Here is an 18516-nt window from a genome sequence, read left to right as displayed (position 1 = left end):
AATCCAGTGGCAGCGAGCCCAATAATGGCGGCGCCTCAAAAGCATCGCGACCCGCTGGCGCTCATCGTGCGCTTTCAGAGCCTGATCGGCCTGGTGCTGGTGGCGATTGGCGGCATCATCTTCTCGCCGCGCCGCCATGGCGAGATCCTGTTCCTCAACCCCGACAACATCGCCAACATCGTGCGCGCCGTGTCGGAGACCGGCATCATCGCCATCGGCATGACCTTCGTCATCATCACGGCCGGCATCGACCTGTCGGTCGGCGCGGTGCTTGGCCTGTCCAGCGTCGTCACCGCCTCGATGATGATCTCCGGCGGCTTCGGCCTGATCCCCACCATCCTCGCCGTGCTCGCTTTGGGCATCTTCTTCGGCGCCATCCAGGGCACCATCTCCACCCGCTTTCGGCTGGAACCGTTCATCGTCACGCTGGCCGGCCTGCAGGCCGCGCGCGGGCTGGCGCTGGTCGTCTCCGGCAATCAGTACATCAACATTTCCTATGGCGAAGGGCCGGGCCTGGCGCCGCCGGTGTTCGCCGTGCTGGGCGAGCGGCTGTTCAACAACACCGTGCCGGTGGCGACGCTTGTGTTCGTCGTCTTTGCCGCGATCGCCACCATCGTGCTCAACACCACGCGCTTCGGCCGCTATGTCTTTGCCGTCGGCGGCAATGAGCGCGCCGCGCGCATATCCGGCGTGCCGGTGTCGATGGTGAAGATCTCGGTCTACGCCATCACCGGCTTTGCCGCCGCCCTTGCCGGCATCGTCCATGCCGGCCAGTTCAATTTCGGCAGCGCCAATGACGGCATGGGCTATGAGCTGACGGCCATCGCCGCCGTGGTCATCGGCGGCACCAGCCTGTTCGGCGGCGCCGGCTCCATGGTCGGCACCGTTGCCGGCACCATCATGCTGGGCGCGCTCGCCAACATCCTGCAGCTCAACAACATCACGCCCGCCATGCAGCTGCTCGCGACCGCCGCGATCATCGTCCTGGCGGCAGTGCTTCAATCCCTCGTTCGCCGCCGCGAGGGGTTGGGTCGTTAGTGCATGTCGCGCAAAAGGTTTTGCGATGACGACATGCACAAACAAACAAGGAGGAGACGGCAACACGTGAACGTCAAACCAAGGTCTGGCCCCCCGGCCGGACGAGGAGGAGAGTGAGTTATGAAAACGACACTAAGAGGATCGACCCTCAAGGCCGTGCTGCTGGCAGGCGCCGGCCTGTGCATTGCAGGCTCCGCTTACGCCGCCGAGCCGCTGGTGAAAGCCTGCGCCAAGGACGGCCAGTTCGTCATCGGTTTTTCGCAGGCCAACAATGCCGAGCCCTACCGCCAGCACGTCAATGACGAGCTGGAGGCGGCGGCCAAGGAAGTGCCTGGCTTCACGCTGCAGATCGCCGACGGCGCCGGCAACGTCAACACGCAGACCTCGCAGGTCGACAATTTCATCACCCAGAAGGTCGATATCCTTTTGATCTCGCCCTTCGAGGCCGCACCGCTGACGCCGGCGGTGAAGCGCGCCATGGATGCCGGCATCCCGGTCATCGAGCTTGACCGCAAGACGGTCGGCGACCCGGGCAAGGACTACACCGCCTTCATCGGCGGCGACAATTTCAAGATCGCCGAGGAAGCCGGAAAGTACACCGCCAAGACCCTGCTGCCCGATGGCGGCGAGGCGGCCGTGCTGCAAGGCCTGCCGAGCTCGACGCCGGCGGTGGAGCGCCTCAACGGCTTCAAGGAAGGCGTGAAAGGCAACCCGAAGGTCCAGATCGTCGCCGAGCAGGCCGCCGACTGGGTGCCGGACAAGGCGCAGGTCGCCTTCGCCGCCATGCTGCAGGCGCACCCCGACATCAAGGTGCTCTACGCCTCCAATGACATGATGGCCGCCGGCGCGCTGCTCGCCGCCAAGGGCGCGGGCAAGGACGTCAAGATCATCGGCACAGACGGCCTGCCGGGCCCGGCTGGCGGCATCGAGGCGGTGGCCAAGGGCGACTGGGTCGCAACCTTCACCTACCCGACGGGCGCCAAGGAAGCGATCGAGATGTCGAAGAAGATCCTGCTCGACTGCGCGACCGAGGTGGACAAGACGGTGACGGTGGAGACCACCGCGATCACGGCCGAGAATGCCAAGCAGTTGATGGGGAAGTGAGGGGCGGGCAGAGCTCGTCTATTGAGGTGATGCGCAAGGCCCCGAGGGGCCTTGTTGCATTGCGGCAACGTATGGGAACGGCCGCTTCGCGCCTCATCTCGGTCATCGAAGTCATCCCGGCCGCCCGCCAAAAGCGGTCACAGTTGGTGTCGACGCCATGGGGAGTTTGCGCCGTGAGCATATCTCTCCATAATGATCCCAGCATCGGCTTTTTCCTGCCCTGCCCACCGATCAAGTGTTTTGTGAACAGCATCGCACTTTGCTAATATTGCCGTCACTGCGCTCGGCGAGGAAATCGCAGCATGTCGGAGAAGAGTCCGGTCGCGTTGCCGGCGGTGTCGGTGGCAACAGGTTTTCTGGGCGGCAACGGCAACAATGCGTCGGAAGCCCGGCATGAGCGCCGGATCCTGACCGCGCTCTGCTACGACCTGGTCGGATCGACCGACCTTCTTGGCATCCTGGACATCGAAGAGTTCGAGGAACTGATATCAGCCTTCCAGCGGGCGGCGAGACAGGCGGTCGCGTCGTGCTCGGGTGCCGTAGAGGTCGAGGTCGGCGATGGCGGCGTTGCTTTGTTTCCTGCCGAAATAGACGCCAAGGATGCGGCATCGCTGGCGATCCGGGCCGGGCTCGAAATCATCGACGCCTGCAGGCGCGTCGGTTCGAACCAAGGCCGCGCCGATTTGCATGTCCGGGTCGGAATCGCGACATCGATGACCCTGATCCAGAAGGGTGACGCCGAGACGGGTCGTGACAATGTCACCGGCCCTGCCTTCGCGATGGCCACGCGGCTCCAGGCCATCGCGCAGCCGGATACGGTGTTAGTCTCGGAGGCGACACGCAACCTGGCGCGACGGTCGCATGTGTTCAGCTTTAGGGGCAGCCATACGATCAAGGGTTTTGCCGAGCCGGAGCTGGTCTGGCGCGCGCTGAGTCACAAGCGCGAGGTCGACCGCTTCTTCGCCTTCGGGCGGCTGAGCAGTCCGCTCGTCGATCGCGAGGCCGAACTTGCCACGATCGCCGAAGCATGGGACAGCGCCGTTGCAGGAAACGGCGGCGTGGTGGTGATCGAGGGCGAGGCCGGGATCGGCAAGTCGCGCATTCTTCACGAAGTGCGCCGGCGCACGCGTCACCAGCGCGCGAAACTGCTGCTCTTCCAGTGCACGCCCGGCGGCTTGCGCTCGGCGCTGCATCCGCTGCTACAGAACGTACGCGGCGATTTCGCCGGCAACGAAGGACAGCTGAGCGCTGCCGCTGTGGCAGAAGTATTCCGCGATCATGACGTCCGCGATCCTGAAATCATAGACGTCTTCTCGTTCCTGCTCGGCGCTGCGGGAGCCGATCCGATGCTTAAGGAAATCGACGCCGAGGCGATGCGCGCGAAAGCCAATTGGGCGGTTCGCCACTCGCTCGAAGCCCTGTGCGCCAGCGGACCGATCGTCCTGGTGGTCGAGGACATCCATTGGATCGACCTGACGTCTAGACAATTGTTGGCTGAGCTTGCACAGTCGGCCCGTCACTTCCGGGCGCTTGTCATCGCGACCACGCGCCCTGAATCCGGGAGCTGGCTGGCAGCATCGAATCCAAGGCATATCTCGCTAAAGCCGCTCAACCGCGAGCAAACGCGGCTGGCGATCGCGGCCATGTGGCCGCAAGGCAAGCCTTCAACTTCCCCGGAATTGCTCGACGTGGTGGAACGCGTGACCGGAGGCGTCCCGCTGTTCATCGAAGAAATCTGCCAGTGGATGGCCGAGAACGCGGCCTCGGCAACGGATCGGCTGGCGCAGACCGCGACGCGCAGTCATGCCTCGGTGTTTGAAAGCGTGATCGAGGCCAGGCTCGAAACGCTAGGGCCGGCACGCGAAGTCGCGCGCGCCGCGGCCGTCGCGGGCAATCGTTTCAATCAGGAATTGTTGCGCGCGTTGTTGCCGGAGCTCGACGACGAAATCATCGCAAACGCGCTGGATTCACTGAGCGAGGCCGGGTTCCTGATCCGCGTGCGGCCTTTTGGCGTTCCGGTCTATGGCGTGCGCCATGCGCTTATCCAGGAGACGATCTACAACGCAACGCTGCGCAAGAAACGGCAGGCCTTGCATCGCCACCTGTTTGCCGCGGTGAGCCGCAACCGAAACCTGGCCGGGTGGCTGAGCACCGCCGAGGTCGCCGAGCACGCCGAGCGCGCAGGCCTTATGGAGGACGCGATCGCTCAGTTCGTGATCGCAGGCACGGAAAGCTCGTCGCGCTCGGCAATGGCGGAAGCGAGGCAGATACTCGAGCATGCATTGGCGCTCTGCGAGCACGTTGCGGCAGCCGACAGGCGAGACGCGCTGCGGCTATCGGCCATGATCGTGCTCGGTCCCATCCTGACCGCTGTCGAAGGTCCGAACTCGGGGCCCGCCCGCAAATTGTACGAGGACGGCGTGGTGATAGCCCGGCGGCGGCCGGTGGCCGAGCGGGCCAAGTGGTTCCCGATCTACTGGGGCTGGTGGTTCACGGATACCGTCATGGACGGCGAGCGCGCGGAAGTGGTGCTCAGCGATCTCAGGGATGTCGAGGATGCCGAAGTGCAACTCCAGGCCAGGCATTGCGTGTGGGCAATCGACTTCAATCTTGGCCGCCACGACCGCTGCATCGCGGCAGTCGACGCAGGACTTTCGCTCTATGAGCACGGCCAGGGCAAAGCCAATGCTGCGTTGTTCGGCGGGCATGACGCGAGGGTCTGCGGGCTCGCCCACCGCGCCTTGTCGCTTTGGTTTGTCGGAAAGCCGGCAAGCGCGATCCATTCGATGTCGGAAGCTAGGAGCTGGGCGCAGCAAACCGGACATGCCGGCAGCATCGCACATGCCTATCTCAACGAGGCGATGCTGCATTGCTATCGCCGAGATTTTTCGAGGTTACGAAGCGTGATAGCGGATCTGCGCCACTTGACGGAGCGCCATTATATGCCCGCCCTCGCCGCCGCAGCGCAAATCTTCGAAGGCTGGTGCGACGGCAACGCCGGCCAGGTCGAGAGCGGCAGGGAGAAAATGCGGCAAGGCCTTGGCCTCCATGGCGAGTTCCAGACGCCTGAGGACGAACCGGTCTATTGCGGCATGCTGGCAGAGCTTTTGACACGAACTGCCGAGGTCGATGAGGCGCTCGCGTTGCTGGGCTCGGCTGTGGCGCAGGCCGAGGCCGGCGGCAGCCGCTTCTGGCTGGCAGAGCTCTACAGGCGAAGGGCGGAGCTACTTCTTCTCCAGGGCGATGCGGAGGCGGACGTAATCGCTGCCCTCGAAAAGAGCATCGCCATAGCCGCGGAGCAAAGTGCCGTGCCTTTCCTCGTCAGTACATACGAGACCCTTCAATCATCAGGCCTGTCGCCTGAACTGTCGTCGCGCTATCGCGATCGGGTCGAACGTGCGAAATCCGCTCTCGAGCCGGGCGCCGCGCTGATCGTCAATCCCGAATCGGCCGTTCGGCACTAGCGGGCCCTGCAAGAGCATCCGCGATGCTGGAGCGATATCAACGCCTTGGTCCGCCGCCCGACGAGGCGCTGGCGAGGCTGATGAAGATGCGCGAAGGCCTGGGCATCACGCGGATCGCCGACATCACCGGGCTCGACCAGCTCGGCATCCCGGTCGTGCAGGTGACAAGACCTTTCTCGCTCTCCAACGCGGTCGCGCAAGGCAAGGGCGCCACCCTGGTGCAAGCCGGGATATCGGCCATGCTGGAATCGGCCGAGAGCTTCTTTGCAGAGCAGGTGGCGAATTTCGAACCAGTCGTCGGCTGCGCCGATCAATTGGGCATCCCGCCAGATCGTTTCGAAAGGTATCTCCAAGGGGGCACCGCGCCGGGATGGCGCGGCAGGGAGACCGCGTGGGTAGCCGCAGACAATCTTCTTACCGGCAGCCGCGACCTGGTCCCGTTCGAGCTCGTGCACACCGCCTATGTGTTGCCGTCGCTGCCCCATGACGGCATTTTCGCGGCATCGACGAGCGGTTTGGCAGCAGGCTTCGCGGAGCCGGATGCCATCGTTCATGGCATGCTTGAATGCATCGAACGCGACGCGATCGCCACGGCATACCGGACCCACGGGTTTTTCCACCGTCAACGCATCGATCCCGAGACGATCGATGATCCGTCGCTCCGCGATCTCCTGGAAACTTTGGCGGCCAAGAACGTGCTGGTTGGCCTTTGGCAAGCTTTGTCGCCGTTGGGCATACCGGTGGTGTGGTGCCATCTGCTGGAAGACGAACCGACAGAAACGGTCCTTTTGGATCATCCGGCTGATGGCTCGGCTGCCGGTTTCAGTCCCGCCGGCGCGGCGGTGCACGCCATCTACGAAGCGGCCCAGGCCCGTCTGGCGGCGATCTCGGGCGCGCGCGATGACCTGACGCGCGCGTCCTATCCGAAATACCCCGATCGGCAGGTGATTGCAGCGCATCGCCGGCTCCTCCGCGACGGCCCGCGCAGCGTGGATTTCGGCGCGTTCGCCGAGCAGAAGTTCAACACGGCGTCGGACGGGCTGTCGGTCCTCTTGGCAATTCTCGAAGAGAGAGGGTTCGATGCGGTTCACCTAATCCGGGTGGGAACGAAACCGTTCGACGCCCTGTCGGTTGTCAGGATTGTCATCCCTGCCTTGCAGCCGCTCTTGCAGGGGTAGGAATTATGCGCCCGAAACTCGTCTTCACTGGCCCTACCGTGTCCCATTCCGACGCGTTGAAGGTCGTCGATGCGGTATGCCTTCCCCCGGCCGTGCAAGGCTCGATCGTTTCGGCCGTGCAGCATTTCGACCCGAGTGCGATCCTTCTCATAGATGGCGGTTTTCAGACCGAGCCGGCGGTTCGGCACAAGGAAATCCTGTGGGCCCTCAGCCGCGGCATTCATGTCGTCGGCGCGGCCAGCATGGGTGCCCTTCGAGCAGCCGAGCTGTTCCCCCATATGCAAGGCGTCGGGCTTATCTACCGATGGTATCGCCGCTGCGCCTTTGCACCCGACGACGCAGTAGCGGTATTGCATGGACCGGCCGAGGTGAATTTCGCTCAATTGACGCATGCGCTGATTGACCTGCGCCGGACCCTTCGTGCTGCTTGCCGGCGCGGCGTGATTTCACCCGAACAGCAGGCGAGGCTCGAGGGTGCGGCACAGGCCGTCAATTTTCGCGATCGCACCCTGGCACGGATGGTCCGGGATGCGCACGACGGCAAGGACGACGTCGAGAAATTGTGCAGGGAGCTCGGCGCCGCTTTCGTCCAGCAAAAAAAGCAAGATGCCCTGCGGGCACTCGAACTTTTGCGAGAGCAAGCATTTGAAAAAGCATACCCCGTGCCGGAATTACAGCTAACCACGGCCTTCTCCAAGGATATGGATGATGCGGGGCTGGCGCTATAGGCCCTGACCTCTTGGCGGCCGACGATTTACGTAACGTAAGCACCGTGATAGCGTGGCATCGTCAGAGGGGGCCAAGCAATTGGACGCGGTCGATCGTGCCGTTGCGCAAGGTGTGCTGGGTACGCGGTTCCTGGTCTACCCGCAGGTCCCTCACCTTTCGGGTTACGGAACACCCGAAACAGTATGGATTTCTACTCCACCCGATCTGATCCGCTCCGGCCCGGAAGATCACCGCATCTACGTTCGCGATCCGCTCCTCGACAAGGAGCCTTACGACTACCCTTATCTGCCACCGTTTGTCGGCGAAACCTTTCCACCTGCACAGGCTGGCTTTGACGGCCATTTCGATCAGCTTTCCTTGACCTCGCGGCAGTTCCTTTCTGCGCACGCTTTCGCCTCGGTCAGCCGCGTGCTGGACATCTGGGAAAGCTACCTCGGCAAACCGATTGTCTGGTATTTCGCCGAGACGTTCGAGCGGCTCGAAATCATCCCCTTCGTCGACTGGGAGAATGCGCAATCGGGCTATGGCTATCTGGAACTCGGCCGAGAGCGCGGCATCGACGGAGGCAACTATCCCTATGCGCTCAACTTCGATGTGATCGCACATGAGGTCGGCCACGCAATCTTGTTTTCGCTGTTCGGGACACCAACTGGCGGCCTGACTCAAGGCGATTTCGGACCGTTCCACGAAGCCAGCTCGGATCTGGTCTCGCTCTTGTCCTTCCTGAATTTCGACAGCGGCATGGACCGGCTGCTGCGGCACTGCAATGGCAACCTGCTTGTTCTCAATGAGTTGAACCGGATTGCCGAGCTGACTGGCGATCGGCAGATCCGCCTCGCCAGCAACGCACGCCGCATGTCGGAGGTGACGGCGGAAATCCATGACAGGTCACGGCCATTCACGGGGGCTGTGTTCGACACGATCGTCCACGTCTACCACGCGGCACTGGTGCACGAGGGGTTGGCCGACGAGCGGCTGCTGGGGATCGATATCAAGGATGTCGACCAATCCGACATGCAGCGCATTTCGGATTTCACGTCCCGCGCCTTCCGCGCTCGGCCCTTCATGTTCAAGAGCATGCTGATCAGAGCAAGGGACGAGGTGGCTCTCGCACTTGCTCAGGCATGGCCACGCCTCGATGCGGACGACCTGTCGTTCGAAAAGGCCGCGGCGTTGGTGGTGGACTCCAGCGATCGCGTCGCGCCGATGCTCGCGGAAAAATTCGATGAGAACTTCAGCTGGCGGGAGATCTTGTGAACTGAAGGATGCAGCAAAAAGGAGCGAGGAAAATGAGCGACGACTATCACCGACCGACACTAACCTTTCCGTCAGGCGCTTACAACGCAACACAGGTTAGGCTCTATGGCTTGGGGGCGGAAATTGGACTCAGCGTGCCCGGTGCGCCAGCACCCTTTGGTGACACCGGCATGTATGTCGAAACCGCGCCTGGGGAACCTATCACCGACGAGCAACATGTCAACGCACTTGAAGTATTGAAGAAGTATGACAGCAACAAAGGCCGCCAAGATATAATAAATGGAAATATCCCATTTCCAAAAATACCAATCAGAGTCTCCTACCATTTCAAGATCGACCTGAAGAATTTTGGCGCTGCGGTCCTTTCAACGGTAGGCAGTACCTTCATGCTCGGATCATCTCCAGAACAGAAAACATCGTGCGGGATAATTGTCGGTTATGCCTATGAGGGACATACCTACGATTTGCCAAAGCCCAAGATAATGATCATCCCGGCGTTTCCGGAACCCAAGATTCCGGCGGACGATTCGGAATTTGACGCCAAGGAACCTGAAGGCTACGCGGTTTGGCTCGTCGATAAGCTCAACGAATGCGTGGAGTTGGAGATGAACCAGGGCTTTGTCGAACAGATCGTCCTCGAGGCGAACCTTCCAGGCAAGCGTTCACCGACGATGTACGCATCCAAGATGACGATGGGACACCGTGGCGGAAAGCTGAGCGACTAGTCTCTCATGTTCCCTGTCAAGGTTGAAGGCAAGAAGGCTCGCCTGCTTGGCAGGTTTGCCATGCAGTCGGATCGGCTGAAGCTGCACAGGGCTGGGGGGTGGAGCTCAGAGACGACGGTTGATCAGACTCTCATTCCGCGGGTTGGGTACGGCCTTCCGTGTCTTGGTCTCGGGGCTGTCCTCGGTCTAGAGGGCGGGCGTGGGGCGCATCGGCTCGGCGACATAACTGGCGACGGGAGTTCCGCACGATGGCCATGTTGTGCGCCCTGGTTGTCACCGCCGGCCGAGATCCATTGAATCCTGTCGACACGAACGCGAAAGGCTTCATCACATCGATATCCGAGAGGCCCTCGGCATCCTCGCCGTGTCCGGCAAACGGGATTTAGCTGTCGCGCCAGTCAACGAGTGTGTCCGCTTTCCGAATGCTACCACCCGAAACCGGACAGGCAGGAAGCGGCCCAAATGCGACATTCAATTTTCGTCGTGCCCCTGCCAGGGATTTGACGTGCCCCAGCCGCTTACGTTGCGTCTAGTCCCGCCATGTAAGCCTTCGCGCCACGAGGGACCGCACGCCACTGACGGACAACTATGATGTGGACCACCAGTTTGGCGCACCCAATCGGCCACGCCAGCCCGCAGCCTCATTCACGGCGTGGTCGTGAACCCGCACTGCTTCTGTTCCATCTCGATCTGCTTCGTGATGCGGATGGCGTTCTGGGCGTAGGCTTCGGTCACCGAGCCGCTGTTGACGGTCTTGTCCTTCAGCGGGCTGACGGCTGCGCAGAGGTGGAAGACGTGCTCGGTGTCGGACTTGGCGGCGCCGTTTTCCGGCGCGATCCAGTAGACGACATCCTGGCCATTGGGGTGTGCCGCGTCCTTCGTCGCCGCGGCCACCGTGGTGGAGTCGGTGGCGATCGCCTGCGCCTGGGCGGCGACTTCGGGCGAGCAGGCCGTGGTCGGCTGCCCCGCCTTGATCTGTTCCGCGCACGAGTTCATGTCCTGCGTGTACTGCTCGACCGATGGCGGCTGGTAGCTGACCCCGATCAGCGTCGCCAGCACGGCCAGCACGGCGCCGATGCCGCCGGCCACCTTCTTGCTCTTCGGGTCCATGTTCTTGTCGTTGAGGATCAGGATAACCAGCGGCAGGAAGGCAATCAGGGTGATGATCGCGCCGAGCTGGTTCTGGACAAAGAACCTGAACGTGTCGGATTCGCGGGCCGGGTCCTTCCGGTTGGCCGCCTTCCAGAGCAGGCTGCCGGCGATGGCGAAGATCGCGATCCCGACCAGGATGCCGATCAGCAGCGGCAGGTTGCCCTGGTCGAATTTGTGCTTGTAGAGCAGTACGATCCCGGCGATCTCGCCGCCAATGGCGATGACCCACGACAGCACGGCGAACAGGCGCAGCCGCGTGGCGCCGGACTTCTGGCCCTGCGTTGCCTGCCAGTCCTTGGTAACGTCTACGGTCGGCTTGTTGTCGGTCATGACCAGATCCCCCGGTATCGACACTTTTGCTGGGCGGCGTAAAAGGCGCCCGGCGCAGCGTCATTGATCGAACGTCGCCTGCCTCGGCGCGAAAGCGCCACGGCAGACCCCATCCTTATTGCGCATGATGGGATTCGTCCATAGCCGAGGCGGCGGACGAGGATGCCGGCGATGGCGCGGAGGAGGGCAGGGCAATCGCATAAGGCGGCGCCAGCCCCACTCCGTCCGCCGCGGCCACCTCCCCCATGTCCATGGGGAGAGGAAACCCAGGCCCATCAAGGCCGCGACCTCGGTGATTGGCATTTCCTCTCCGTCCGCGGAGCGGGGCAATCGAATATGACAGGTTTGCGCTCTACGAATACCCCCACCCTTAATCCCTCCCCACAAGGGAGGGAGACTTGGTAGGCGCTGATCGCCGCAAATCGCCTAGGTTCCACGCCAGAATGGGTGGCTTGCGGCAGCGTTCCCTCCCCCTTGTGGGGAGGGTTAGGGTGGGGGTCCTCTTCGTAAGAACTCATATGTGATCGCCTTGCGCCGACGAAGGGTAGGTGGGTCGCCGAACCCGAGGGAGCGCCATATGCGATCGCCCTGCCATAGGTCGGATCACGCCACCGCGGGAGTGCAACTAATTTGTATACAAATGTTTCTGGCCGGCATCGGTTTGTGAAGCGCTTCACCGTTGCCGCGCAATCGATCGGTTACAGAGGCCGTGCAAGAGCGGGCCTAAGGCAGCGCTCTGCTGCTGCATGGAGGTAACCGATGTTTGAAAGTCTCAGCAGAATTCGCGCTGCCCTGGCGCGCGCCAGCAAGCACAGGAAGACCGTCCGCGCACTGAATGCGCTGCCGACGGAGATCCAGAAGGACATTGGCTGGACGGAGTCGAGGTCGATCGATGAGATAAGGCTGCCGTTCTAGGGCCGCATCCAGCGTCGCTAATATATCGCTCGCCATCGATTGTTCGGAAGCGTACAGTGCAGCATCGTCGGCCACATCAATGGGCGCTGACGCTTGGGAGCGACCATCGCACTCCTGCCCCGACAGGAGGCATTGGAGCCATGGCGGAGCAACCGAGACAGTCCGGTCTGAGCGCCGAGGCGCTCGCGGCCTTGGCGCGGGAAACCGGGGCCTCCGAGCAGCAGATACAAGAGATCGCATCGCTGATCGGCAACGATCGCCCCTCCATCGTGCGCGAAGCGCGCATGGTTGCGGCTGACCGCCCGAAGCGCTGATCCAGGAACAAGCTGCTGGATTGATTGATGGGGCGTCGCCCCTGATTTGTCGGTTTTGTACGAAGTACAATGGCTGAATCCGAGTCAGCTATCGTCCAATGACCGTTTGCATTTGGGCAGGGCGCCGACGGCTGGGAGATGACATGTGCTCTTGCCCTTGACGGGAGAGAGCGATGGACCAGTCGGTCAGCAAGGAGAAAAGCGGCCTCTTGCGCCGCATGAACCCGGCCGACTTCGCACTGCTTGCGCCGCATTTGCACCATCGTGTGCTCGATCTCAAAGCCCCGCTCGAAATGGCGGGCGAGCCGGTCGCCTCGGTCTGTTTCCTGGAAAGCGGCCTGGCCTCGGTGGTGGCGAGGAACCGGCCGGGGCTCGACACCGAGGTCGGCATCATCGGCCACGAAGGCATGTCGGGCTCCGCTTTGGTGATGGGCGCCGACTGGGCGCCCCATGACTGCTACATGCAGATGCCGGGCGAGGCGGTGTGCATCGATTCCGAGCCGTTCAAGGCAGCGCTGCAGAAAAGCCCGACGCTTCGCGCCTTCCTGCTGCGCTATGCCCATTATCTGCACGGCCAGACCAAATCCACGGCGCTGAGCAATGCCCGCGCCAAGCTCGAGGATCGGCTGGCCCGATGGCTCCTGATGTGTGACGACAGGGTGGTCGGCCATCAGATCCAGATCACGCATGAGTTCCTGTCCGTCATGCTCGGCGTCAGGCGTCCGGGCGTCACCATCGGCCTACAGATCCTGGAAGGGCGCGGCCTGATCCGGTCGCGGCGCGGCGAGATCGTCATTCGCGACCGGGATGGCCTGATCGCCGTCGCCGACGGTTTCTACGGCCAGGCCGAGGCCGAATACGAACGCCTGCTGGGCTGAGCCTGGCACGGGCTGGAAATGGCCGACGCGAATGCCGGTGAAAGCATGTTGCCAGAGCCGCGCCGGCCATTTGCGGCCGTCTGGGGAGAGGCCGCCCGGCAAATCTAGCATCGGCGCAAAAGCGGGCAACGAACCGCAATGGCTTGGTAAAAACCGTACAATCGAATTGTGTTGAACCTTGGTTCGGCAAGAGTATGAATCTGCTGTCGTCGACCATGTATATGGGGCGCTGGCGCCTGAGGCTTCGACAGGCTCGCGCGCCCGATGTGAACGGGGAAAACCGAAATGGCAGAACTGCTTTTCGATGTATCCGCCTTCGATTGCGCCATCCTGCGCGCCGCCTTCATCAAATCGGTGATGGAAGACAATGTCCCGGAAAAGCGCTGGCGCGCGCTCGCCGCCTCCCTGGTTCGCGACCTGACCGACCACGAAGATGTCGAGCCGGATCTCCTCGGCTGGATCACGCGCAAGTAGCGGTACCCTGACGGTCCGGCGGCTACCCCAGCCACCACCACAGCGCCGCGACCGCCGCAAGCACCGCCACCACCGACAGCCCCAGCATGATGTAGCTGCCCTTGATGATGTCGCGGATGATCTTCTTGACGCTTTCGCGGTCGTTGAGGTTGGGGAAAGGCTCGTTGGGCAGCGCCACGCCGAGGAAGCCGCAGAGCGGCGCCCAGCCATCGCTGACCTTGAACACCAGAAGCTTCTCCGGCGGCACGGCCGCTATCACCTCCTCGGTATAGGCGTTGTAGCGCGCCACCGCCTTGGCGCGGTCGTCCATCACGCCGGCAAGCGTGCGGCCCCAGATCAGCCTGTGCGACATGTCGCCGAATTTGCGGCCGAACGGCGTCAGCCATTCCAGCACCTTGAACTGCCACAATGTCTCGGTGAAGTGGATCGTGTCGATGGTGCTGTCGTACCAGGCCTCGGCGCCGCGCGGATGCAGGGTGAGCAGCACCTTGGCGTCGGGATAGGCGGCCATCAATTCGCGCCACACGCAGCATCCCGGATTGTCGACCGTCGCCTTGTAGTTGGCAAAGACTCTGGTCCAGTCGTGCTGGCTGCCGGGCGGGCTGTTGGCCACCTTGCGCCAGAAGTCGAGATGGCCCTTGTTGGCCTTGTTGAGGATGACTTCCTGCATGTGGTAGCTGGGAAGGCCCAGCCTGTTCAGCGCGGCAAAGGTCGACCATGTGCCGGTGCGGCCGAATCCGGCCCCGATGAGCTCAAGCGCCATTTTATCTCCCCTGGTTGAGACCGCTTTTCTTTTTATGCCGGTCCGCTCGGAATGAGGTTGCATCCGCGCCCCTCGGCGCGCAACAATTTTCCCTGTGCAGGGGTCAAAATGTGTTTGCTTTTTCGTCTGGGCCACGCGGAATGACGGTCTGGCTATTCCCGCGGGTGGGGGAGCCTGATAATAGGTCAGCCAGATTGACCTAAATTCGCATGGCCGGGACGGTCATGCTGGACCAGATGCCGTATCCCGGGAGGTTGGCTCGTGAGTTTGATGGACCTGTTGGCGTCGCGCGCCTCGCGCATGAAGGCGTCGGAAATCCGCGAGCTGCTCAAACTGCTCGACCAGCCCGATATCATCTCCTTTGCCGGCGGCATCCCCGATCCGGCCTTGTTTCCGGCGCAAGCCATCGCCGATGCTTACGCCTCGGTGCTGGGCGGCGCGGAGGCGAGCGCAGCACTTCAGTATCAGGTCTCCGAAGGCCATCTGCCGCTCAGAAAATGGCTGGCCGGCCAGATGGGCAAGCTTGGCATCGCCTGCGACGAGCACAACATCTTCATCACCTCCGGCTCGCAGCAGGCGCTGGATTATCTCGGCAAGCTGTTCCTGTCGCCGGGCGACACAGCACTCGTGACATGGCCGACCTATCTCGGCGCGTTGCAGGCCTTCAACGCCTATGAGCCGCGCTACGAACGGCTGACGCCGGATGGCGGCAACATGACGCCCGCCGCCTACCAGGCGGCGGCTGCCGCTGCAGGCGGCAAGGTGAAATTTGCCTATCTCGTGCCCGATTTCGCCAACCCGACCGGCGAGACGCTGAACCGCCAGCAGCGCGAGGCGGTGCTCGACCTTGCCGGCGAGCTCGACATTGCCGTCATCGAGGACGCCGCCTATCGCGCGCTGCGCTATGACGGCGAGGGCCAGCCGCCGATCCTGGCGCTCGACTGCGAACGCTCCGGCGGCATCGAAAACGCCCGCACGCTCTATTGCGGCTCGTTCTCAAAGATTCTGTCGCCGGGCATGCGCGTCGGCTGGGTCTGCGCGCCGCGCCGTGTCGTCGAGCGGCTGGTGCTGATGAAGCAGGCGTCGGACCTGCACAGCCCGTCGATCAACCAGCTGGTCATGCACCGCGTCTCCGAGGCCGTGTACGACAGCCAGGTGGAAAAGCTGATCGGCGCCTATCGCCAGCGCCGCGACGGCTTGCTTGCAGCACTCGAAGCGGAAATGCCGGATGGCGTCAGCTGGAGCCGACCGGAAGGCGGCATGTTCGTTTGGCTGACGCTGCCCGAAGGTGCGGACGCCACGGCACTGCTCGCCCGCTCGGTCAAGGAAGCCCGCGTGGCGTTCGTGCCGGGCAACGCATTCTACGCCGACGGTTCGGGCCGCAACACGATGCGGATGAGCTTTACGCTGGCTGATGAACGCGCCGTGGGTGAGGGCGTGCCGAGGCTGGCGAAATTGATGGGCTAATCTCCCCCCTCGAGGGGGAGATGTCGCCGAAGGCGACAGAGGGGGTCGCCGCGCGTGGAGCGCTAACCTTCATCAGTCGCAGGAGGTCGCGCCCAGTCGAGCCGACCCCCTCTGGCCTGCCGGCCATCTCCCCCTCAAGGGGGGAGATTAGCTCACTCCGCCACCACCAATTTATCCTGCGTCTTCGTCTCGAAATCGCTGGCGTCGTGGCGCTCGTGCAGTTGCATGGCCGGGTCGCCGAAGGCGCGGTTGACCATGCGGCCGCGTTGCACGGTCGGGCGGGCGTCGATCGCCCTGGCCCAGCGTTGTACGTGCTCGTAGTCCTGCACCGACAGGAACTCGGCGGAATCATTGTACATGCGGCCGAGCGCCAGGCCGCCATACCAGGGCCATACCGCCATGTCGGCGATCGAATAGAAGGCGCCGCCGAGGTATTCGGTCTCCGCCAGCCGCCGGTCGAGCACGTCGAACTGGCGCTTGGTCTCCATGGCGAAGCGGTCGATGGCGTATTCGATTTTTTCGGGCGCATAGGCGTAGAAATGGCCGAAGCCGCCGCCGAGATAGGGCGCCGAACCCATCTGCCAGAACAGCCAGGACAAGGTTTCCGCGCGCGCCGGCTGTTCGGTCGGCAGGAACTCGCCGAACTTTTCCGCGAGATAAAGCAGGATCGAGCCGGACTCGAAGACGCGGACAGGCGTCTTGCCGCTGCGGTCGAGCAGCGCCGGGATCTTGGAGTTGGGGTTGGCCTCGACAAACCCCGAGCCGAACTGGTCGCCATCGTTGATGCGGATCAGCCAGGCGTCGTATTCGGCGCCCTTGTGGCCGAGCGCCAGAAGCTCCTCCAGCATGACAGTCACTTTGACCCCATTCGGCGTCGCCAGCGAATAGAGCTGCAGCGGATGCTTGCCGACCGGCAGCACCTTGTCATGCGTCGGACCGGCAATAGGCCGGTTGATGCTGGCGAACGTACCGCCATTGGCTTTCTTCCAGCTCCAGACTTTCGGCGGGGTGTATTCGGTCATGCGGGGAATTCCTTGGGTTTGGCGGGGCGAAAACGGCGGCGCGAGACTGATGGCGGAAAAGTCGGCGGAACGTAGATACTGGAACACATAGGTGCAATTCAGAAAGGTTCAACTTGTGTTGAACTATTATCGATGTCGGCGCCGCCCCTCATCGCCCTGCCGGTGTCCAGCCGATAGATGGGTAACACTTTGAACCGGATACATAGGTGACACTTCTCTCCCCCTATGCGTCCGCCGCAGCGCCAAGCGGATTGGTTGGCGCGGCGCTGCGGCGGACAAGCTTCATGTGCCGTGTGTCGATGATGCCGAGCGGGTGGGCATGGAATGAGAGTGTCCATTGTCCGTCTTCGGTCTCCAACGCAGCGACCGGTTCGCCCGCCAGCGCTTGCGAGACATATATGAAGCCGCCATTCCATCGGATCTCGCCATTGTGGCGCACGCGGCGGACCGAGGCCTCGGCCGGATAGACGGGCTCGGGTGGTGTCCTGGGCATGGCGCGCTGTGAGGACCGGTAGTGCTGGGCGGGCGTATCCATGCCCAGCGCCTCATGGGGACGTTCCTCATTGTAGCTGTGGCGGAAGGTCTCGAAGGCCTGGCCCTGTGCCGTTCGGTCGGCTTCCGGTGCCTCGGCCATCGGCAGCATGGTCAGGTGAAAGCGCTCGTGACGTCCGTTCTGCTGTGGCCTGCCGGGTGCGATCCGCTCCAGGGTGATGCCGAGCTTGATGAAGCGCACGACAAGCGGCGTCAGCCCGGTGACGCCGGCCGATGCGAAGGGCGGGCCATTGTCGCTTCTGAAGCGATCCGGCAGGCCATGCTCTTCAAACAGCCGTTCGAACACCGGCCAGGCTTCGCTATCGGCCGTCGACCCCGTCGCTTCGAGCGCCAGAAGATAGCGGCTCGACGCATCCATCACCGTCAAGGGTTCGCAACGCCAGCCGTCGCGGGTCCGGAACCAGCCCTTGTGATCGCCAGTCCACACCGCGTTCGGTTCTTGCGGCTGTGGCCAGGGTCCATTGCCGCAGGCCCGCAGGCGGGGTCGCTTGCGGGCGCGGACAAGCCCATGCCGCGCAAGGATCGCGCCGACCGTCGAGGCTGAAGGCCACATGAACTCGGGAGCCGTGCGCCTGAGCCGTGCCACGATCTTCTTTGGACCCCAAAGCGGATGCAGCTCCTTGGCCGCCACAATCCGCTCAACCAGATCCTGAGCTGTCGCCCGGCCATGATTGAGCGGGGCTCGCGGCAGGTCGTGCAAACCCTCAGGCCCAAACGTCCGATAGCGTCCTAGCCATTTGTAGCCGTTCTTGCGTGAGATCCCGTAGGCCGCACAAAGCGCAACCATCGTCTCATCCCCAGAAAGACACTCCACAACAAACCGTAGCCGCTCGTCCATGATGCCAGTCTCTCGCCAAACCATCGCCGGTCCTCCGGCGGACAAGAAAACTGTCACCCATGCTATCGGTCCATTCTGTTACCTATCTATCCGGTTCGAACACCGGGCACTTCTCCCCGTATAGTGACGGGGAGAAGGACGCTGTCGCCTACTGATTTCCCCAATTGCCAGCGTTGCCAAGAGCGCCGATGTTGCGGCCATCTCCCTTCTCCCCGTCACTATACGGGGAGAAGGTGCCGGCAGGCGGATGAGGGGCAGCGCCAGCCTCTGAAATGATTGCCTTGTTGCCCAAGCCCTTGCGCCCTGTGCAGCGCGG

Annotated in this window: 16 protein-coding genes; 12 read left to right on the top strand and 4 right to left on the bottom strand. The window is 62.9% G+C overall.

Annotated elements, in window-relative coordinates; all coding sequences use genetic code 11:
• Nucleotides 1-24 precede the first annotated feature (24 nt).
• The 7 genes from NLY42_RS26130 (at nucleotide 25) to NLY42_RS26100 (ending at nucleotide 9495) form a co-directional block, all read left to right on the top strand.
• A complete protein-coding gene (locus tag NLY42_RS26130) occupies nucleotides 25-1038 on the top strand; it encodes an ABC transporter permease (protein ID WP_023697779.1) in 1014 nt (337 codons plus the stop codon).
• A gap of 120 nt (nucleotides 1039-1158) precedes the next feature.
• Complete coding sequence (locus NLY42_RS26125; RefSeq protein WP_023689831.1) at nucleotides 1159-2142, top strand: substrate-binding domain-containing protein; 984 nt, start codon at nucleotides 1159-1161, stop codon at nucleotides 2140-2142.
• A gap of 302 nt (nucleotides 2143-2444) precedes the next feature.
• Nucleotides 2445-5606 (top strand): AAA family ATPase, encoded by a 3162-nt coding sequence (locus tag NLY42_RS26120; protein WP_023754599.1) that lies wholly within the window; start codon nucleotides 2445-2447, stop codon nucleotides 5604-5606.
• Nucleotides 5607-5629: 23 nt separating this feature from the next.
• Nucleotides 5630-6784, top strand: a complete 1155-nt coding sequence (locus tag NLY42_RS26115; protein WP_023689834.1) for a YcaO-like family protein — start codon at nucleotides 5630-5632, stop codon at nucleotides 6782-6784.
• Nucleotides 6785-6789: 5 nt separating this feature from the next.
• Entirely contained in the window at nucleotides 6790-7512 is a 723-nt protein-coding gene (locus NLY42_RS26110; protein WP_031244619.1) for a TfuA-like protein, read from the top strand.
• Nucleotides 7513-7591: 79 nt separating this feature from the next.
• On the top strand, nucleotides 7592-8770 hold the full coding sequence (locus NLY42_RS26105; RefSeq protein WP_023689836.1) for a gluzincin family metallopeptidase: 1179 nt from the start codon (nucleotides 7592-7594) through the stop codon (nucleotides 8768-8770).
• 32 nt (nucleotides 8771-8802) lie between these two features.
• Nucleotides 8803-9495 (top strand): hypothetical protein, encoded by a 693-nt coding sequence (locus NLY42_RS26100; protein WP_155922509.1) that lies wholly within the window; start codon nucleotides 8803-8805, stop codon nucleotides 9493-9495.
• A 645-nt stretch (nucleotides 9496-10140) separates the two neighbouring features.
• Here NLY42_RS26100 and NLY42_RS26095 read toward each other — a convergent pair.
• Nucleotides 10141-10977: an SLC5/6 family protein gene (locus NLY42_RS26095; protein ID WP_023754597.1), complete on the bottom strand. Its 837-nt coding sequence runs from the start codon at nucleotides 10975-10977 to the stop codon at nucleotides 10141-10143.
• A 759-nt stretch (nucleotides 10978-11736) separates the two neighbouring features.
• Here NLY42_RS26095 and NLY42_RS26090 point away from each other — a divergent pair.
• The 4 genes from NLY42_RS26090 to NLY42_RS26075 all read left to right on the top strand — a co-directional run bounded on the left by NLY42_RS26090 (nucleotide 11737) and on the right by NLY42_RS26075 (nucleotide 13558).
• Nucleotides 11737-11892: a DUF1127 domain-containing protein gene (locus NLY42_RS26090; protein ID WP_023671409.1), complete on the top strand. Its 156-nt coding sequence runs from the start codon at nucleotides 11737-11739 to the stop codon at nucleotides 11890-11892.
• Nucleotides 11893-12032: 140 nt separating this feature from the next.
• Complete coding sequence (locus tag NLY42_RS26085; RefSeq protein ID WP_023754596.1) at nucleotides 12033-12206, top strand: hypothetical protein; 174 nt, start codon at nucleotides 12033-12035, stop codon at nucleotides 12204-12206.
• Nucleotides 12207-12379: 173 nt separating this feature from the next.
• Nucleotides 12380-13084 carry a Crp/Fnr family transcriptional regulator gene (locus NLY42_RS26080; protein WP_023685922.1) on the top strand — a complete coding sequence of 235 codons (705 nt, stop codon included), beginning with the start codon at nucleotides 12380-12382 and terminating at the stop codon, nucleotides 13082-13084.
• A 285-nt stretch (nucleotides 13085-13369) separates the two neighbouring features.
• Complete coding sequence (locus tag NLY42_RS26075) at nucleotides 13370-13558, top strand: hypothetical protein (RefSeq protein ID WP_023671412.1); 189 nt, start codon at nucleotides 13370-13372, stop codon at nucleotides 13556-13558.
• A 22-nt stretch (nucleotides 13559-13580) separates the two neighbouring features.
• On the opposite strand, the gene NLY42_RS26070 is transcribed toward NLY42_RS26075, so the two are convergent.
• Nucleotides 13581-14321, bottom strand: a complete 741-nt coding sequence (locus NLY42_RS26070) for a sulfotransferase family protein (protein ID WP_023754595.1) — start codon at nucleotides 14319-14321, stop codon at nucleotides 13581-13583.
• A 270-nt stretch (nucleotides 14322-14591) separates the two neighbouring features.
• Here NLY42_RS26070 and NLY42_RS26065 point away from each other — a divergent pair, with 270 nt between their 5' ends.
• Complete coding sequence (locus NLY42_RS26065) at nucleotides 14592-15788, top strand: aminotransferase-like domain-containing protein (RefSeq protein WP_031244617.1); 1197 nt, start codon at nucleotides 14592-14594, stop codon at nucleotides 15786-15788.
• A 152-nt stretch (nucleotides 15789-15940) separates the two neighbouring features.
• Here NLY42_RS26065 and yghU read toward each other — a convergent pair whose 3' ends face one another.
• Together yghU and NLY42_RS26055 are read right to left on the bottom strand one after the other, a co-directional pair.
• Nucleotides 15941-16810: a glutathione-dependent disulfide-bond oxidoreductase gene (gene yghU / locus NLY42_RS26060; protein ID WP_023754593.1), complete on the bottom strand. Its 870-nt coding sequence runs from the start codon at nucleotides 16808-16810 to the stop codon at nucleotides 15941-15943.
• Nucleotides 16811-17033: 223 nt separating this feature from the next.
• Nucleotides 17034-18224 (bottom strand): integrase core domain-containing protein, encoded by a 1191-nt coding sequence (locus tag NLY42_RS26055; RefSeq protein ID WP_023826017.1) that lies wholly within the window; start codon nucleotides 18222-18224, stop codon nucleotides 17034-17036.
• Nucleotides 18225-18516 lie beyond the last annotated feature (292 nt).

Origin of the sequence: Mesorhizobium sp. C372A (assembly GCF_030323245.1) — a bacterium.
Classification (GTDB): Bacteria; Pseudomonadota; Alphaproteobacteria; order Rhizobiales; family Rhizobiaceae; genus Mesorhizobium.
This window is presented reverse-complemented; position numbering and strand designations above follow the sequence as displayed.

Coding starts and splice junctions, on each gene's coding strand:
- NLY42_RS26130 (WP_023697779.1), top strand. CDS start 25: ATGGCGGCGCCTCAAAAGCATCGCGACCCGCTGGCGCTCATCGTGCGC.
- NLY42_RS26125 (WP_023689831.1), top strand. CDS start 1,159: ATGAAAACGACACTAAGAGGATCGACCCTCAAGGCCGTGCTGCTGGCA.
- NLY42_RS26120 (WP_023754599.1), top strand. CDS start 2,445: ATGTCGGAGAAGAGTCCGGTCGCGTTGCCGGCGGTGTCGGTGGCAACA.
- NLY42_RS26115 (WP_023689834.1), top strand. CDS start 5,630: ATGCTGGAGCGATATCAACGCCTTGGTCCGCCGCCCGACGAGGCGCTG.
- NLY42_RS26110 (WP_031244619.1), top strand. CDS start 6,790: ATGCGCCCGAAACTCGTCTTCACTGGCCCTACCGTGTCCCATTCCGAC.
- NLY42_RS26100 (WP_155922509.1), top strand. CDS start 8,803: ATGAGCGACGACTATCACCGACCGACACTAACCTTTCCGTCAGGCGCT.
- NLY42_RS26095 (WP_023754597.1), bottom strand. CDS start 10,977: ATGACCGACAACAAGCCGACCGTAGACGTTACCAAGGACTGGCAGGCA.
- NLY42_RS26090 (WP_023671409.1), top strand. CDS start 11,737: ATGTTTGAAAGTCTCAGCAGAATTCGCGCTGCCCTGGCGCGCGCCAGC.
- NLY42_RS26085 (WP_023754596.1), top strand. CDS start 12,033: ATGGCGGAGCAACCGAGACAGTCCGGTCTGAGCGCCGAGGCGCTCGCG.
- NLY42_RS26080 (WP_023685922.1), top strand. CDS start 12,380: ATGGACCAGTCGGTCAGCAAGGAGAAAAGCGGCCTCTTGCGCCGCATG.
- NLY42_RS26075 (WP_023671412.1), top strand. CDS start 13,370: ATGGCAGAACTGCTTTTCGATGTATCCGCCTTCGATTGCGCCATCCTG.
- NLY42_RS26070 (WP_023754595.1), bottom strand. CDS start 14,321: ATGGCGCTTGAGCTCATCGGGGCCGGATTCGGCCGCACCGGCACATGG.
- NLY42_RS26065 (WP_031244617.1), top strand. CDS start 14,592: ATGGACCTGTTGGCGTCGCGCGCCTCGCGCATGAAGGCGTCGGAAATC.
- yghU (WP_023754593.1), bottom strand. CDS start 16,810: ATGACCGAATACACCCCGCCGAAAGTCTGGAGCTGGAAGAAAGCCAAT.
- NLY42_RS26055 (WP_023826017.1), bottom strand. CDS start 18,224: ATGGTTTGGCGAGAGACTGGCATCATGGACGAGCGGCTACGGTTTGTT.